Raw genomic sequence first — 15,884 nt, forward strand, 5'->3', positions numbered from 1 at the left:
CGTCAGGGGCGCAGATGCAGGCGCAGGCACGTGCCCGTGTCGCCGGTGCGCACCTCGACCAGGTCGCAGAGCTGACGCACCACCCACAGCCCGTGGCCGCGGTCGGTCGGGAAGGCGGGCGGGAGATAGCCGGCGTACGGGGCGTTCATCCGGCCCGGGTCGTCGACCTCGCACAGCAGGGTGCCGCCGTCGAGCCAGAGCAGGATCCGGCCGTGGCCGCCGCCGTGCTCGACCGCGTTGGCGGCCACCTCGTGCGCCGCCAGCAGCAGCCGCTCACGCAGCTCGCGGGCCGCGCCGAGCGCGAAGGCCCGTCGCGCGACCCGCCGGCGCATGGCGGCCAGGTCGGCGCCGAACAGGATCGGCTCGACGTCGGGCGGCGCGGCCGGCAGCGGCAGGTGGTCGGCGGCGTGCGCGAACTCCTCCGGATCGGTGTAGCCGGGATTGGGAGCCGCCTCGGGCCCCGCCGAGGGGTCGTCCAGGGCCGGATGGGTGCGACGGGCGTCGGCGGTGATCCGCTCCGGCAGCGTCCGCGTGTCGTAGGGGCACAGGATCGTGGCCCGGCTGCCGGCGAACGCGACATTGATCATCGACTCGTACCGCGTCCACTCCGCCTCCTCGGCCGGGCTGCGGCCCTGCCAGACCGGCTCGCCGATCACCCGGACCCCCGGGTGGGCGACGGAGTGCCGCTCCACGTAGCGGTGATAGGCGGCGAGCGTGCGCCCGGGAGCCGTGTACCACTCGTCGGCGGGCACCAGCTCGACGTCGGCTGCGTCGTCCGCCAGGGCGCTCCTGAGCGGATCGAGGTTGGGCCGGCCGACGACCGCGAGGACCTTCTCGCCGTGGTCGAGGCCGGCGCGGCAGAACGCGGCGGCGGCGGAGAGGAAGGCCGCGTCGCTGTCGTAGAGGAGCGCCTGGTGCGTCAGTCGCGGCGTCACGGAGGCACTCATCTGCGGTGGTCCTTTTCGGGCGGGTGCATCGCAGGAACCAGGGTGCGTGCCGGGTCCGATCACAGTCAAGCCGCGACGCCCGCTCCCCGGGCGCGGGGAGCGGGCGCCGCGTGCGAACGTGACTAGCTCAGCGCCTCCGCCGGTCCGTGCCGGTGCTCGGCCTGGGTGCGGGCCTGGGTGCGGGCCTGGCTCGGCGCCTGGGTGGCGCCGATGGTGCCGGTGTCGAAGGCGTACGTGGCCGCCAGGGTGGCGATCGCGTCCGCGTTCACGTCCAGCGCCTTGTCGCTGATGTTCTTGATCGTGTCGCAGGCCTGGTGGTAGCACGGGTCGAGCGGGATGCCCGCCGTGCCGCCGAAGATCGCGGCCTCCTCCTCGGTCTTCAGCACCTCGGCGCCGGTGAACAGGCCGCCGGACGGGATGCCGACCGCGATGAACGGCCCGTAGTCCGACCGGCCGGTGAAGGCCGTCGCCTTGAACGGCTGGCCCCGGTCGGCGAAGTACTTCTCGAAGTCCGCCTCGATCTGGTCGGATCCGGGAGGCCCGGCGGTGCCGTAGGCGTCGCCGTCACCGTCGTAGATGCCGAAGGTGTAGTTCGGCGAGGCGATCATGTCGAAGTTCAGGTAGAGAGCGATCTTGGCGCGCTCGGCCTCGGGGAGGTTGGCCACGTAGTGCTCGGATCCGAGCAGGCCGAACTCCTCGGCGCCCCAGAACGCGAACCGCATCTTGTTCTTCGGCTTGACCTTGGCCATCTGCAGCGCCACTTCCAGGACGCCGGCGCTGCCCGAGCCGTTGTCGTTGATGCCGGGGCCCTCCTGGACGCTGTCCAGGTGCGAGCCGAGCATGACGACCTTGTCGGGGTCGCCCTTCCTGCTCTCGGCGATGACGTTGTACGTGGTCCGGGTCTCGGAGATCGGGTCCCAGTTCATCGTGACGGACGTGCCCGCGGCCGCGAGCTCCTCGCCGACGGCGAAGCTGGTGAAGAACGACGGGATCGTGATGCCGGGGCCGCCGAGCACCGGGTTCAGGTCGATCTCGGTGCGGCCTTCCTGGCCCTCGTTGAACACGATCGCGCCGGTCGCGCCCGCGGCGATCGCGTTCTCCACCTTGACCCGGAAGTTGCAGGTGCCGCGCTGCATGAGCGCGATGTTGCCCGCGGTGAAGCCCGCGAAGTCGCTCGCCTCGCAGCCCGAGGTGGAGTTGTTGGGCGCGCCCGGCGGCAGGACCACGTCCACCGGCTGGACCTGGCCGCTCACGGAACCGGCCGGGGAGTCGCCCATGGCGATGTAGTCGCTGAAGAACCCGTAACGGTAGCTCTCCTCCTGCGGCGCGGTCCGCTTCAGGACCGGCGGCGTCCGGTAGCCCTCGAAGAGGAACTCGAACGGCTGGACCGTGACCTTGTAACCGGCCAGGCGCAGCAGCAGGGACACGTAGTCGCGGGAGAGGTCGTAGCCCCGGGTGCCGGAGACGCGGGTGCCGTCGTGCCGGTCGGCGATCGCCTGGAACACCCTCAGGTGGTTCTTGACGTTCTTGCCTGAGACAGCCTTCACGATCTTGCGTACGTTGTCGTGCTTGGGGTGGGCGTGAGCCGGTCCGGCGGCGGCGACCGTGGAGAGCGCCACTACGGAGGCGACCGCGCCGACCACGTATTTACGCAGGCGGGAACGCATGATTGCTCCTCGGAACAATGGGGGGGACCCGGGTCAAAAAAGCGCGCGTGACCCGAATTTATTGACAAATCAGGTCACTGGGGAAGATATCGGAAAGCATCTGTTGCATCACGGAGTCGGAACGGGCAAGCGGAATTTCCCGTTTGTCGGCTCGGCCCGCCCGGGCCCGCGGCATGGTCATAGGCTGGGCGGCATGTCTCCGAGAATCGCGACCGCGCAGCGCGTGGACCTGCCCGAACTGCTCGAATTTCTCCGGCCCCGGCACCACGGGCTGCTCTCCACGGCCCGCGCCGACGGACGGCCCCAGCTGTCACCCGTCACCTGCGGCGTCGACGGCGACGGGCGGATCGTGATCTCGACCTACCCGGAGCGGGCCAAGACACGCAACGCCCGCCGCGACCCCCGGGTGTCCATCTGCGTGCTCTCCGACGACTGGGACGGCCCGTACGTCCAGGTCGACGGGCGGGCCGAGGTGCTCGACCTGCCGGAGGCGCTGGAGGGCCTGGTCGAGTACTTCCGCTGCATCTCCGGCGAGCACCCCGACTGGGACGAATACCGCGAGGCCATGCGCCGCCAGGGCAAGTCGCTCATCCGCCTGCGCATCGAGCGCTGGGGACCGATCGCCACCGGCGGCTTCCCGCCCCGCCTGGCCGACTGACCTGGGCGTTCACCCTTGTGGTGAGCGGGTGACCGGGCGGAGACTGACAGAGACGACGGAGGGGGACCGTCATGATCGAAGTCAAGAGTCTCGACAAGCCGGACGAACGCCGCGACTTCCCGCAAGGCCACCTGGAAGTGCTGGAGATGACCGGCCTGAGCTTCGGCGTGGCCACCTTCGAGCCGGGATGGCGCTGGTCGGAGTCGGTCAAGCCGATCGCCGGCACCGACTCCTGCATGGTCCACCACAACGGCCTCGTGGTGCACGGCCGGCTGGCCATCAGGATGAACGACGGCACGGAGACGGAGGTCGGCCCCGGCGAGCTCTTCGTCTGCCCGCCCGGACACGACGCCTGGGTCGTCGGCGACGAGCAGGTGCTCGTCTACGACTTCGCGGGCGGCGCCGCCGACTACGCCAAGGCGAAGGGAGACTGAGGAACCCGCGCACGCGAGGCCCGCGGGCCTCGCGTGCTCATGCGTCTACGGCTGCCGGGTGACCAGGATGCCGTCGTCGTCGCTCCACAGCTCCGCGCCGGGGTGGAAGGTGACGCCGCCGAACGACACCGGCACGTCCCGCTCGCCCGCGCCGTCCTTGGCGCTCTTGCGCGGGTTGGAGCCCAGCGCCTTGACGCCCAGGTCCAGCTCGCGCAGCGCGGCCACGTCGCGCACCGCCCCGTTGACCACCACGCCGGCCCAGCCGCAGGCCACCGCCGACCCGGCGATCACGTCGCCCATCAGCGCCGTGTGCACCGACCCGCCGCCGTCGACCACCAGCACCCGCCCCTCACCGGGCTCCGCCAGGGCCGCTTTGACCAGGGCGTTGTCCTGGTGACAGCGCACGGTCGAGATCCGGCCGTGGAACGCGCGGCGGCCTCCGTACTGGCGCAGCTGCAGGTCGCACGAGTCGAGCTCGTCGCCTCGCTCGTCGAACAGATCGGCGGTGATGACGGTCATGAAGGCCCCTTCGGCGGTCCGGGACGGCGCCCCTGCTCGGCGTGATCGATTCACGTTACCGCCGGTCGGGCTGCGTCCGGCACCCGCCCGGCGGCCGGGCCGGGGCCGCGGTTTCGGGCCGGAGGCCGCGGGCAGTTCGCATCGGGTGACAAGACGACGCTTCTCCCTACGTGACAGTACGCCCGCCCTGCTCGCCCGCGGCTACGCCTGGCTGCCTGACCTGCGCCGGCAGGCCCGCGGGGACGTGGTGACCCGGGTGCTGGGCAACCGGGCCACCGGCCTGCGCGGGCCGGAGGCGGTGCGGTTCTTCTACGACGAGCGCCACGTGCTGCGCGACGGCGCGCTCCCGGAGGCGATCCAGGGCACCCTGGTCGGCAAGGGCGGCGTCCACTCGCTCGACGGCCCCGCCCACCGGGCGCGCAAGGGCCTGTTCCTGTCCGTGCTGGCCGACCCCGAGGCCATCGGCCGCCTGGTCCGGCACGTCGGCGACGCCTGGGACGAGACGGTCGCGACCTGGCCGGGGCGCGCGCCCGTGGTGCTCTTCGACGAGGCCGCCGAGATCATCGCCAGGGGCACGTGCCGCTGGGCGGGCGTGCCGGTGCCGGAGGCCGGCGTCAAGGCGGTCGCGGCCGACCTGGTGGCCATGGTCGACGGGTTCGGCACGCTCGGGCCGCGCCACTGGCGGGCCAGGAAGGCCCGCGGCCGCCGCGAGCGGTGGCTCGCCCGGCTCTTCGAGGACGCCCGCGCCGGCTCGGTCAACCTGCCCGCCGGGTCGCCCGCCGACCTGGTCGAGCGGCACCGCGACGCCGACGGGCAGCCGCTGCCGCCGGACGTCGCCGCGGTGGAGCTGATCAACTTCCTCCGCCCGATCGTCGCCGTCGCCTGGTACGTCGCCTTCGCCGGCCACGCGCTGCACCGCCGGCCGGAGACCAGGGAGCCGCTCAGGAACGGCGACCGGGCCTACGCCGAGGCGTTCGCGCAGGAGGTCAGGCGCTTCTACCCGTTCGCCCCGTTCGTCGGCGGCCGGGCCGCCACGGACCTGACGTGGCGCGGCCTCCGCATCCCCGAAGGCTCGCTCGTCCTGCTCGACCTGTACGGGCAGAACCACGACGCCAGGCTGTGGAAGGACCCGTACACCTTCGACCCGGGCCGGTTCACCGGCGCCACCGTCGGCCGCGACGACCTGGTGCCCCAGGGCGGCGGCGACCCGCACACCGGCCACCGGTGCCCCGGCGAGGCGGTGACCGTCGCGCTGCTGCAGGACCTGGCCGTGCGGCTGGCCCGGCTGGAGTATGTCGTGCCGCCGCAGGACCTGACGATCTCGCTGCGGCGCATCCCCGCCAGGCCGCGCAGCGGCGTCGTGATCGACGGCGTGCGCGTCGCCGCTCAGGCCAGGTCGACCACGACGGGCGCGTGATCCGACGGGCCCTTGCCCTTGCGGGCCTCGCGGTCCACGTACGCCGACGTCACCCGCTCGGCGACGCCCGCGGCCGCGTACACGAGGTCGATGCGCATCCCCAGGTTCTTGTGGAACATGCCCGCGCGGTAGTCCCAGTACGTGAACGGGTGCGGCCCCTTCATCGGCGTCGGCACCACGTCCCTGAGCCCGAGCGCGCGCAGCCCGGCCAGCGCCTCCCGCTCGGCCGGGGTGACGTGGGTGGAGTCGGCGAACACGGCCGGGTCCCACACGTCGGCGTCCGTGGGCGCCACGTTGAAGTCGCCGCACACCACCACCGCGTGCCCGGCCCGCAGCTCCGCCTGCACCGCCTCGCGGAAGGCGGCGAACCAGGCCAGCTTGTAGGCGTAATGGGGGGAGCCGAGTGCTCGCCCGTTCGGCGCGTAGATCGACCACATGCGCAGCCCGCCGCAGGTCGCGCCCACGGCGCGCGGCTCGGGCTCCGCCGTGACCGCGCCTCCCTCCGGGTCGAACCCCGGCTCGCCGGGGAACCCGGGCGACACCTCCTCCAGCCCGGCCCTGGACAGCAGCGCCACCCCGTTCCACCGGCCGTCGCCGTGCGCGGCCGTCGCGTACCCGAGCTCGGCCACCTCCCGCGCCGGGAAGGCCGCCGCCGAGCACTTCGTCTCCTGCAGGCAGACGACGTCCGGCTCCTTCTCGGCCAGCCAGTCGAGCAGCCGCGGCAGCCGGGCCTTGACCGAGTTCACGTTCCACGTCGCCAGGCGCATGGTCCCAGCTTGTCAGAGCATGACCGGCGCTTCGCATAATTGTGATGGCTCGCCACGCCGTGTCCTGCGCTGCCTTGATCGTGCGGATGCGCACCTCGTAGCTTGGTCCTGGGGTGATCGAACAAGTTCGGCCGGGGGGCCTCATGACAAAGATGCACAGCGGGGTGGTGTTGGCGGCGGCGAGCGCGGCGATGGCCGTCATGGCCGGAACCGCTCTTACGGCGACGGCGGCGAGCGCGGCGAAGGCGCGGCGCTGTCCGGTGGTCTTCGGCCACGGGGGCTATCCGGAGGGGCCGGACGCGAGCCGGAAGGACCGCATCCGCCAGGCCAACAATCCCAGCGCCGTCAAGGACATGCGGCGGGCGGGCGCCGACGGCGTCGAGGCCGACGTCCAGCTCACCAGGCACGGCACCAAGGCCGTCATGTGGCACAACACCACCACCAACGGCCTGACCGGCCCCCGGCGCGCGATCACCGACCTGTGGTGGAAGACCGGTCCTGACAACCTCAGGGACCGGCGGATCTCGCGCGGACCCTACAAGGGGGAGAGGGTCTACACGCTGCGCGAGTGGCTTGATCACGCCCGGGCGAGCAGGTCGTTCGTCCTCCTGGAGATCAAGTACCAGGCCAGGGAGATCCTCGCGAGCAGGCAGTACGGCGAGGCGGGGTGGAGGGAGATCTCCGGCCCGATCCGGGAGAGGCAGCACCGCCAGCCGATCATGGTCTATTCGACCGACCCGTGGATCCAGAGCGAGCTGGAGCGCCGCCATCCGGAGCTGATCAAGGGGCCGGAGGCGCGCTGGACCGACGGCGTCGCGTGGGACGAGCCGCCGCCCAGCTGGCGGGGCAACCAGACGCGCTGGCAGAGCATTCTCAAGCTCCGCCCGCTCAGCGTCATGACCAACTACCCGGGCGCCTACCGCCGCTGGGTGGCCGAGCGCTGCACCTGACGGCTACCGGGCCACGCTGAAGTCGTTCAGCTCCCGTACGGCACGGTCCATGTCGTCGGCGGTGCCGAGGTTCAGCAGCTTGGTGTAGAGGATGTCGCCCGCGGCGGCGCCGCGCCGGATCGCCAGCGCGCGGGCGGTCATCCGCGCCTGGATCTCCTTGACGATCACCCGCGGGTCGCCGCGCCAGCCGTACTCCGACAGGAACATCCGCAGCCGTCTGGGCCTGGCCTCGAACGCGGTGAAGCCCTCGGCGGCGGCCACGTGCCGCGAGTGCAGCGGCACCCAGCTCAGCGCCATCCAGGCCACGTCCGACTCCACCGAGACCGGGCCGGCGAAGTCCCAGTCGAAGAACCCGGTCAGGCGGCCGTCGTGCCAGGCGGCGTTGAAGGCGCTGGCGTCGTTGTGCGCGATGATCAGGCCGGGACGCCAGCGGCCGCCGCCCCGCCAGGCGGCGTCCGGCGGCGGCCGGAAGCTCGCCACGGCCTCGTGATAGTCGCGCAGCCACCAGGCCACCTGCCGCAGGGCGTCCTCGGTGCGGGTCCACTCCGGCCAGATCTGGCGGGTGCCCAGCGTCTCGCCTTCGAGGAAGGTCAGCACTTCTCTGCCCCGGTCGTCGACGCCGAGCACGCGGGGCGCCCCGGCGAAGCCGACGCGCTCCAGATGGCGCAGGAGGTCGTGGACGGCCGGGGTCCACGCTCTGACGGCCCTCCTGACCGTCGCGCCCATGCGGACCGCGCCCCCGTCGTTGCCTCCCTCGAGGCGAGTTTCCACCACTCACCCACCTGCCTCTGGGCTTGCAGGAACGCCTCAGCCCAGGCTCTCAACAGGCACGGCAATCTCCAAGATAGAGAACTGCCAACAAAGGGTCCGTGTCCACATGTGGACACGGAAAAAGGCCAGCTAAGGGGGTGTAAACGCTTATACGCCTATTTTTAGCACTTTACAAGATCTTGTCAGAGTACGGGGTCGGTGTTACCTCTTGCGGATGCGGGTCAAACCGCGCGTCCCGGGCACCACTGGAGGGAAACCGTGCCGACCAAACCCTGGTTACGCAGCACCGTGATCGCCGCCGCCACCGCGGCGTTAGTCCTGCCCCTCGCCACACCGGCCATGAGCGAGCAGGCCGCGTCCGCCGGCAACGACCCCGTGGTCCACGACTTCCAAGCCGAGGAACACGGCAAACCCGACGTCGACAACCGGCAGGGAACGGTCCCGCCACCGGTCGGGGCCAGAGCGCGGGCCGCCGCCCCCGAGGCCACCGTCCGCTGGAACGCTCTCGGCACCCCGGCCGTCATCACCGCCGCACAGCCGCTCGCCGAAGGCCTCGGCGCCGACCCCGAGCAGGCCGCGCGCGCGTACCTCAAGAACAACGAGGCGCTGTTCGGCCTGTCCGGCGAGGCAGTCGACGCGCTGGAGAAGGTCGCCGTCAACCCGATCGGCGACGGCCACGCAGTGCTGCTGCGCCAGCGGTTCGGCGACCTGCCCGCCGGGGTGGACGGCATGGTCGCCGTCGGCGTGCGCGACGGCGCCGTACGGCACGTCACCTCGACGCTGTCCCGCGAGAGCGCCGCGCCGTCCGCCGCCACGCTGAGCGAGCAGCAGGCGCTGGAGATCGCGGCCAGGGACGGCGCGATCGACCTGGCCACCGCCGTCACCAAGCGGGTCACCAAGGTCGCCGTCCCGGCGCCCGACGGCGTGCACAGCGCGTACGAGGTGGTCCTGATCGGCGGCGCCGAGGGCGCGGCGGCCGCGTACACCACGCACGTGGACGCGGTCAGCGGCCAGATCCTGGTCCGCGAGAACCTCGTCGACCACCACCAGGACCCGGACAACCCCAAGTGGGACGTCTTCCCGGCCAACCCGCCGGGGAACTACTCCTCCCGCGACACCCGCGAGACCTGGTGCCACGAGGGCGAGCGCGGCTGCGACTACGTCCCCGGCGGCGACCCGGCGACGGGCCTGGCCTGGGACGTGGACCACAGCACCGGCCAGCCCACCTTCACCAGCATCGGCAACGCCGCCCGCACGTACGAGAACCGCGCCAGCGGCGATCCGTTCACGGTCGGCACCCGCAGCAACGTGCTCACGCCGAGCCGGAACTACCAGTACCCGTGGCGCAACACCTGGTTCGAGGCCAAGTGCAACCCGGCCGTGTTCGACCAGCCGGGCGAGGCCGACCTCGAAGCCGCCATCGCCAACCTGCACGTCAAGCACAACCGCATGCACGACTGGTCCTACCGGCTCGGCTTCACCGAGACCGCGTGGAACATGCAGCAGGACAACGGCGACCGCGGCGGCCTCGGCGGCGACCCCGAGCAGGGCAACGCCCAGGCCGGCGCCCGCGACCTGACCGTGCGCGACAACGCCAACCAGATCACCGGCCCGGACGGGGTCGCGCCGATCACCAACATGTACCTGTGGCAGCCGATCGCCGGTGCGTTCTACGCGCCGTGCGTCGACGGTGACTACGACATGTCGGTCATCGGGCACGAATACAGCCACGCGATCTCCGGCCGCATGATCGGCGGCCCGAACGCCGGCTGGAGCGGCGCGCAGCCCGGCGCCATGAACGAGAGCACCTCCGACCTGTTCGCCATGGAGTACCTGTTCGAGTACGGGTTCCGCCCCGCGGGCGACACCCCGTACGTGACCGGCGGGTACGTCACCGGCGACAAGTCGCGCGGCATCCGCAACTACGACATGTCCAAGTCGCCGCTCAACTACAGCGACATCGCGTACGACCTGGTCGGCCAGCAGGTGCACGCCGACGGCGAGATCTGGAGCGCCACCCAGTTCGACGTGCGGGCGGCGTTCGTCAAGAGGTACGGCGACGGCACCGCCAAGCAGCAGCGGGAGTGCGCCGACGGCAAGCGGCCGGTGGACAAGTGCCCCGGCAACCGGCGCTGGGCGCAGCTCTCGTTCGACGCGCTGCTGCTCATGGCCTCCGGCGCGGTCAGCTATGTCGACCACCGCGACGCGCTGCTCGCCGCCGACCAGATCCGGTTCGGCGGCCGGAACCAGGACATCATGTGGCGCGCGTTCGCCGAGCACGGCCTGGGCGAGGGCGCGGCCAGCGCCGGGCAGAACGACCCCGATCCGACGCCGAGCTTCGCCGACCCCGTGGGCCGCAACGGCTCGCTGCGGATGAAGCCGCTGGGCGAGGCCAAGGACGCGGCGCTGCGGCTGTACGTGGGCGACTACGAGGGCCGCGTGGTGCCGGTCGCCGACACCGACCCGGCCACCGAGCTGGGCGACACCGTCGAGATGACGCCCGGCGTGTACGACCTCCTGGTCACCGGCGACGGCTTCGGGCACACGAGGCTCAAGGGCCTGGTCGTCCCCGGCGTCACCCTGCCGCTCCCGCTGGTCCTGACCCGCAACCACGCCTCCGGCGCGGCCGGCGCCACGGCCGCGGGCGACGGCGTCAACCACGCCAGGCTCATCGACGAGACCGAGGCCACGAACTGGGCCTCGCTCACCGGCGCCCCCGCCGGCAAGTCGGTCACGGTGGACCTGGCGGGCGACAAGCCGGTCAAGATCCGCCGGGTCCAGGTGAGCGCCATGCTCAGGCCCAACGTCAACGACCCGGCCGACCCCGGCGGGCAGAACCGCTTCTCCGCCCTGCGCTCGTTCGAGGTGCTGGCCTGCGCAAAGAACTGCGCCGACGCGGCGAACTTCAAGAAGGTCTACACCAGCCGGTCCGACGCGTTCGACACGTCGCTGCCCCGGCCCCGCGGAGCCGACCTGCTCATCAAGTCGTTCCGGGTGCCCGCCACCGACGCCACCCACCTGATGTTCCGCGCGCTGACCACCCAGTGCACGGGCAACCCGCTCTACGCGGGAGAGCAGGACCTGGACCCCAACTCGGCGACTGACTGCGGGACGGCCAGCCCGGCCCGCGACCAGGTCAGGGCCGCCGAGTTCCAGGCGTTCTCGCACTGATCACCGGCCCCCGCGGTCCGCGTCCGTCCGGGCGCGGGCCGCGAGCCGGGCCGGCTGATCGGCCGGTGACGGTTCGGCATGGATTGTGCGTCGCTCTCATCACGAAGTCTTGTGCTCGGGGAGATCGGATCGTTATCTACGCTGGTCGCACTACACCCCGTGGAGGCTCCGTGCGCTTACCCGCCGCCATCGTGGCCGTCGCCGTGTCCGCCGCGCTCCTCACCCCAGGAGTGGCCGCCGCCGATCCCGTCCAGCAGTCCTCACCACCGTCCCGGGACTTCGGCAACGGGCCGGAGCGCAACGAGGAGGCCGCCGGGCTCGGCGAAGGGGTCGCCGCGCTGCGCTCCGGCCGGCCCGGAGAGTCCGCCCAGCCCGACTTCCGCCGTCCCGCCCACGACCGGGGCTACCCCCGGCAGACCAAGCTGCCGGTGCCCGCCGAGAACCCCGCCGACGCCGCCATCAAGCTCGGCCTCACCCCGTACCACGGGATCGCCGCCAAGCTGAACGACCTGCAGCGGCGGAGCGACCGGGTGAGCGCGGAGATCACCGGCCGCAGCCACAACGGCCACGACCTCTACCTCGTGACCGTCACCGCGCCCGAGAGCCGCGGCGAGACGCGCGAGCAGGACCGGATCCGCGACCGCATCGAGAACGACCCCGCCAAGGCGGCCCGCGACCGGAACCTCGCCAAGAAGTACAAGGCGCCCATCTTCTTCAACGGCAACATCCACGGCAACGAGTGGGAGGGCACCGACGCCGCGCTGCGGGTCATCGAGGAACTCGCCACCAGCACCGACCCGGCGACCGCCGCCCTGCTCAAGCGGACCCGGCTGTACTTCAACGTGACGGCCAACCCCGACGGCCGGATCGCCGGCACCCGGCAGAACGGCGCCGGGTTCGACCTGAACCGCGACTTCATCACGGCCTCCCAGCCGGAGGTCAGGGCGATGCGGCAAATCATGATCGACACGCAGCCGGTGGCCATGCTCGACCTGCACGGGTACGTCAACGGCACGCTCGTCGAGCCCACCACGCCACCGCACGGCGCGAACTACGAGTACGACCTGTTCATCACCAACGCCTACCCCAACGGCCTCGGCATCGAAGCCGCCATCCTCGCGCTCGGCTACACGCCGGAGAAGGACGGGGTGTTCCCGCCGCAGATCCCGTTCCGGGACTCCGACGAGGGCTGGGACGACTGGCCGCCGATCTTCACCCCGCAGTACGCGCCGTTCCAGGGCGCGGTCGCCACGCACACCATCGAGTTCCCGATGCGGGTGAACGGCGCCGAGTACACCAACCTGCCCGTCGAGGAGCTGCGCCGCCGCTCGGCCATCAACGTCGACATCGCCGCCGCGGCCGTCCGGGCCACCTACGGCTTCGTCGACTCCCGGCACGACCGCGTCATCGCCGACCAGATAGAGGTGTTCAGGCGCGGTACGGCGGGCGAACCGGCCAAGGAGGTGCCGCTGGGCATCGTGCCCGGGTTCGGCCCCGAGGACGTCTACACCACCACCTACCCGCGCGCGTACGTCATCCCGGCCGGAGACGGGCAGCGCTCGGCCACCGCGGCGGCCCGCTTGGTGGACCACCTGGTCGCCAACGACGTCCGGGTCGAGCGGGCGAAACTGCCGTTCCGGGCCGGCGGGAAGCTCTACCCGGCCGGCTCGTACGTGGTCGACATGCGCCAGCCCAAGCGGGGACTGGCGAACGTGATGCTGGAACCCGGGGCGGACATCTCCCCGCGGGTGGATGCCATGTATGACATCTCCGGCTGGAGCCACGCGCTGATCTGGGGCGCCACCGTGGACACCGTCACCTCCGGCTCGCTGCACGTGCTCGGCGTGCCGGTCGGCGCGGCCGCGCCCACCGGGTCCGTGCCCAAGGGCCGTGGCCCGCTGGCGCTCGCCGTGCGCGACGCCAAGGAGGTGCGGGCCGTGAACGACCTGCTCTCCCAGGGGGTCGCGCTGGTCTGGGCGGACGGCGCCGCGATCGTCCCCGACGCCGCCCGGGCCGCCGCCAGGACCGTGGCCGACCGGTACGGCGTGGCCTTCACCAAGGCCCGCTCGGCCGACGGCGTCCCGCTGGCCCCGGTCCGCGTCGCCGCCGCGGTCGCCGCCGACGAGCTGTTCACGCTGCGCGAGCTGGGCTTCGACGTCACCCCGGTCTCCACCGCCGTGCTCAACGCCGGTTACGACTGGAGCGGCACCGACGTGCTGATGGTCTCCAGCGGGCTCAGCTACACCGCGCTCAACGCCGAGGCCAGGGCCGCGCTCGACGCGTTCCTGGCCACCGGCGGCGTGGTCACCCGCGGCGGCACCGGCGCGACGTTCAACGCCGCCGCCGGACTGCTCACGGCCACCGCCGTGGCCGGGCGGAGCGACGCGAACGGCGTCGTCCGGGTGACGAACGGCACCGGGCAGGTGGCCGGCGACGCGCCGCCTCACTCGTTCGTGTACTCGCCGCGCTGGTTCACCGGCCTCGGGCCCGAGGTCACGGTCGAGCAGTCGTACGCGAACGACGGCCCGCTCGTGTCCGGCCACTGGCGCGCCAACGCGAACGGCACCGGCGGCCCCGAGGCGGCCAGAGGCCAGGCCGCCGTGGTGAGCGGCCGGGACGAGCGGGGCGCGGCCGTGGTGCTCTTCGGCACCGAGCCGCTGTTCCGCAACCACCCGAAGGGCCTGTTCCCGCAGGTCGCACGGGCGCTCTTCTGGTCGGCCGCGGTCACCGGCAGCACGGTGACCACGCGCTAGCCGACCTGGCCGGCGGCCCCGCGCGGGCCGCCGGCCATGGCCGATCCCCGTGCAGGGCGGTCACGGAGGGGCTGGCATAGGATGGAGCGATGTTCTGCAGCGTCAGGGACGGCCTCGCGCCGGAGAGAGACGGATGAGGCTCACACTCGGCTCCCGGACGTTCGGCGAGGCGCCGCTGCTGATGGCGATCGTCAACCGCACCCCCGACTCCTTCTACGACCGCGGCGCCACCTTCGCCCGCGAGGAGGCGCTGCGCCGGGTCGACCAGGTGGTGGCCGAAGGCGCCGACATCGTCGACATCGGCGGCGTGAAGGCCGCGCCCGGCGGCGAGGTGGACGTCCGCGAGGAGATCGAGCGCACCGCCCCGTTCGTGGCCGAGGTCCGCGAGCGCCACCCCGACCTGGTGATCAGCGTCGACACCTGGCGTCACGAGGTGGGCCGCGAGGTGTGCATGGCCGGGGCCGACCTGCTCAACGACGCCTGGGGCGGGGCCGATCCCAAGCTCGCCGAGGTGGCCGCCGAGTTCGGCGCGGGGCTGGTGTGCGCCCACACCGGCGGGGTCGAGCCGCGCACCCGGCCGCACCGGGTGGAGTACGCGGACGTGATGGCCGACGTGATCGAGCGGACCGTGGCGCTGGCCGAGCGGGCGGTGGCGGCCGGGGTGCCGCGCGAACGCGTCCTCATCGACCCGGCCCACGACTTCGGCAAGAACACCTGGCACTCCCTGGAGGTGACCCGGCGGGTCGGCGAGATGGTGGCCACCGGCTGGCCGGTGCTGGTGTCGCTGTCCAACAAGGATTTCGTGGGCGAGTCGCTCGGGCTGCCCGTGGGCGAGCGGCTGATGGGCACGCTCGCCGTGACGGCGCTCTGCGCCTGGCAGGGGGCGCTGGTGTTCCGCGCGCACAACGTGCCCGAGACGCGGCAGGTGCTCGACATGGTCGCGGTGACCCGCGGCGTCCGGCCGCCGGCGCGTGTCGTCCGGGGGCTGGCATGATCGTCGCGGCGGCGACCGTTCCCGGCGCGCCGCTGCTGCTGCCCGGCGTCACCGGCGGGCCCGTCCAGGAGGCCGAGAAGGCCCGCGAGGCGATGGCCGCGGCGGTGACCGTGCTCCTCGACCACGACGCCGAGGAGATCGTCGTCCTCGGCGCCGCCCCCACCACCCGCCCCTTCCCCCTGCACACCCCCGGCCCCGAATCCCGCCTGGCTCCCACCTCGGGGCTTGAGGGCCGCCTCACCCCCGGCCCCGGATCGCGCGTGGCGCCCAGTTCGGGGGTGGGCGGACGGCTCGCCCCCGACTCCGCATCGCGCGTGGCGCCCACCTCCGGCCCCGAATCCGGCGTCGCCCCCGCTCCGGGGGGTCGTGCTGCTGGGGAGGTGCCGGGGGACATCCTGCCTGTGTCGCTGGCCGTCGGGCGTTCGCTGCTGGAGGGGTGTCCGGTGCCGTGGACGTTGCGGGGGGTCGCCCGTGACGCGTCCGCCGACGCGTGCCGGGAGCTCGGGCGCGAGCTGGCCGCGGGCGGGCGGCCGACCGGGTTGCTCGTCGTGGCCGACGGCAGCGCCCGGCGCGGGGAGAAGGCCCCCGGCCACGTGGACCCGCGAGCCATCGAGCTGGACGCGCGGATCGGGGCCGCGCTCGCGGCGGCCGACGCCGGGGCGCTGCTGCGCCTGGACGCCGCCGCCTGCGAGCGAGCCCTGGCCGCCGGACGGGCGGCCTGGCAGGTCATGGCCGCCGCCTGCGAAGACCGGCCGTGGCGGTCACGGGTCCTGTACGAGGAGGACCCGTTCGGCGTCGCCTACTGGGTCGTCACCTGGTCCTGACCCCGGCGGGGC

Annotated in this window: 13 protein-coding genes; 8 read left to right on the plus strand and 5 right to left on the minus strand. The window is 72.6% G+C overall.

Annotated elements, in window-relative coordinates; genetic code table 11:
• Nucleotides 1-2: 2 nt before the first annotated feature.
• Both ACGFI7_RS13045 and ACGFI7_RS13050 read right to left on the minus strand, forming a co-directional pair.
• Nucleotides 3-947 (minus strand): anti-sigma factor RsbA family regulatory protein, encoded by a 945-nt coding sequence (locus ACGFI7_RS13045; RefSeq protein ID WP_393403133.1) that lies wholly within the window; start codon nt 945-947, stop codon nt 3-5.
• A 122-nt stretch (nt 948-1,069) separates the two neighbouring features.
• Nucleotides 1,070-2,614, minus strand: a complete 1,545-nt coding sequence (locus ACGFI7_RS13050; RefSeq protein ID WP_393403136.1) for a M28 family metallopeptidase — start codon at nt 2,612-2,614, stop codon at nt 1,070-1,072.
• Nucleotides 2,615-2,807: 193 nt separating this feature from the next.
• Here ACGFI7_RS13050 and ACGFI7_RS13055 point away from each other — a divergent pair, with 193 nt between their 5' ends.
• Together ACGFI7_RS13055 and ACGFI7_RS13060 are read left to right on the plus strand one after the other, a co-directional pair.
• Complete coding sequence (locus ACGFI7_RS13055) at nt 2,808-3,272, plus strand: PPOX class F420-dependent oxidoreductase (RefSeq protein ID WP_393403138.1); 465 nt, start codon at nt 2,808-2,810, stop codon at nt 3,270-3,272.
• Between the two features lie 71 nt (nt 3,273-3,343).
• Nucleotides 3,344-3,706, plus strand: a complete 363-nt coding sequence (locus ACGFI7_RS13060; protein WP_393403140.1) for a cupin domain-containing protein — start codon at nt 3,344-3,346, stop codon at nt 3,704-3,706.
• 45 nt (nt 3,707-3,751) lie between these two features.
• Here ACGFI7_RS13060 and rraA read toward each other — a convergent pair whose 3' ends face one another.
• The gene (rraA, locus tag ACGFI7_RS13065; protein ID WP_393403143.1) at nt 3,752-4,225 is read right to left on the minus strand and encodes a ribonuclease E activity regulator RraA; all 474 of its coding nucleotides are present in this window, start codon (nt 4,223-4,225) and stop codon (nt 3,752-3,754) included.
• Nucleotides 4,226-4,370: 145 nt separating this feature from the next.
• On the opposite strand from rraA, the gene ACGFI7_RS13070 reads away from it, so the two are divergent.
• Entirely contained in the window at nt 4,371-5,642 is a 1,272-nt protein-coding gene (locus ACGFI7_RS13070) for a cytochrome P450 (RefSeq protein WP_393403146.1), read from the plus strand.
• On the opposite strand, the gene ACGFI7_RS13075 is transcribed toward ACGFI7_RS13070, so the two are convergent.
• Nucleotides 5,612-6,409: an exodeoxyribonuclease III gene (locus ACGFI7_RS13075; RefSeq protein WP_393403148.1), complete on the minus strand. Its 798-nt coding sequence runs from the start codon at nt 6,407-6,409 to the stop codon at nt 5,612-5,614. The genes ACGFI7_RS13070 and ACGFI7_RS13075 overlap by 31 nt on opposite strands.
• Nucleotides 6,410-6,552: 143 nt before the next feature.
• Between ACGFI7_RS13075 and ACGFI7_RS13080 the strand changes: the two genes are divergently transcribed.
• Nucleotides 6,553-7,359 (plus strand): glycerophosphodiester phosphodiesterase, encoded by an 807-nt coding sequence (locus ACGFI7_RS13080; RefSeq protein ID WP_393403151.1) that lies wholly within the window; start codon nt 6,553-6,555, stop codon nt 7,357-7,359.
• A 3-nt stretch (nt 7,360-7,362) separates the two neighbouring features.
• Here the strand turns inward: ACGFI7_RS13080 and ACGFI7_RS13085 are convergent, their stop codons facing one another.
• Nucleotides 7,363-8,130: a phosphotransferase gene (locus ACGFI7_RS13085; RefSeq protein WP_393403154.1), complete on the minus strand. Its 768-nt coding sequence runs from the start codon at nt 8,128-8,130 to the stop codon at nt 7,363-7,365.
• A 258-nt stretch (nt 8,131-8,388) separates the two neighbouring features.
• Between ACGFI7_RS13085 and ACGFI7_RS13090 the strand changes: the two genes are divergently transcribed.
• The 4 genes from ACGFI7_RS13090 (at nt 8,389) to ACGFI7_RS13105 (ending at nt 15,872) form a co-directional block, all read left to right on the plus strand.
• On the plus strand, nt 8,389-11,301 hold the full coding sequence (locus tag ACGFI7_RS13090) for a M36 family metallopeptidase (protein ID WP_393403157.1): 2,913 nt from the start codon (nt 8,389-8,391) through the stop codon (nt 11,299-11,301).
• Nucleotides 11,302-11,471: 170 nt separating this feature from the next.
• Nucleotides 11,472-14,054, plus strand: a complete 2,583-nt coding sequence (locus ACGFI7_RS13095) for a M14 family zinc carboxypeptidase (protein ID WP_393403159.1) — start codon at nt 11,472-11,474, stop codon at nt 14,052-14,054.
• Between the two features lie 133 nt (nt 14,055-14,187).
• Nucleotides 14,188-15,048, plus strand: coding sequence for a dihydropteroate synthase (gene folP, locus ACGFI7_RS13100; protein ID WP_393403162.1), 861 nt, complete (start codon nt 14,188-14,190; stop codon nt 15,046-15,048).
• On the plus strand, nt 15,045-15,872 hold the full coding sequence (locus ACGFI7_RS13105; protein WP_393403165.1) for a hypothetical protein: 828 nt from the start codon (nt 15,045-15,047) through the stop codon (nt 15,870-15,872). The genes folP and ACGFI7_RS13105 overlap by 4 nt, the downstream gene beginning before the upstream one ends.
• The last annotated feature ends 12 nt before the right edge of the window (nt 15,873-15,884 follow it).

It is taken from the genome of Nonomuraea sp. NPDC048826 (assembly GCF_043198225.1).
Taxonomy (GTDB): domain Bacteria; phylum Actinomycetota; class Actinomycetes; order Streptosporangiales; family Streptosporangiaceae; genus Nonomuraea.

Excerpts from the sequence above, each read along its gene's own strand:
- ACGFI7_RS13045 (WP_393403133.1), bottom strand. The coding sequence starts at position 947 with ATGAGTGCCTCCGTGACGCCGCGACTGACGCACCAGGCGCTCCTCTAC.
- ACGFI7_RS13050 (WP_393403136.1), bottom strand. The coding sequence starts at position 2,614 with ATGCGTTCCCGCCTGCGTAAATACGTGGTCGGCGCGGTCGCCTCCGTA.
- ACGFI7_RS13055 (WP_393403138.1), top strand. The coding sequence starts at position 2,808 with ATGTCTCCGAGAATCGCGACCGCGCAGCGCGTGGACCTGCCCGAACTG.
- ACGFI7_RS13060 (WP_393403140.1), top strand. The coding sequence starts at position 3,344 with ATGATCGAAGTCAAGAGTCTCGACAAGCCGGACGAACGCCGCGACTTC.
- rraA (WP_393403143.1), bottom strand. The coding sequence starts at position 4,225 with ATGACCGTCATCACCGCCGATCTGTTCGACGAGCGAGGCGACGAGCTC.
- ACGFI7_RS13075 (WP_393403148.1), bottom strand. The coding sequence starts at position 6,409 with ATGCGCCTGGCGACGTGGAACGTGAACTCGGTCAAGGCCCGGCTGCCG.
- ACGFI7_RS13080 (WP_393403151.1), top strand. The coding sequence starts at position 6,553 with ATGACAAAGATGCACAGCGGGGTGGTGTTGGCGGCGGCGAGCGCGGCG.
- folP (WP_393403162.1), top strand. The coding sequence starts at position 14,188 with ATGAGGCTCACACTCGGCTCCCGGACGTTCGGCGAGGCGCCGCTGCTG.
- ACGFI7_RS13105 (WP_393403165.1), top strand. The coding sequence starts at position 15,045 with ATGATCGTCGCGGCGGCGACCGTTCCCGGCGCGCCGCTGCTGCTGCCC.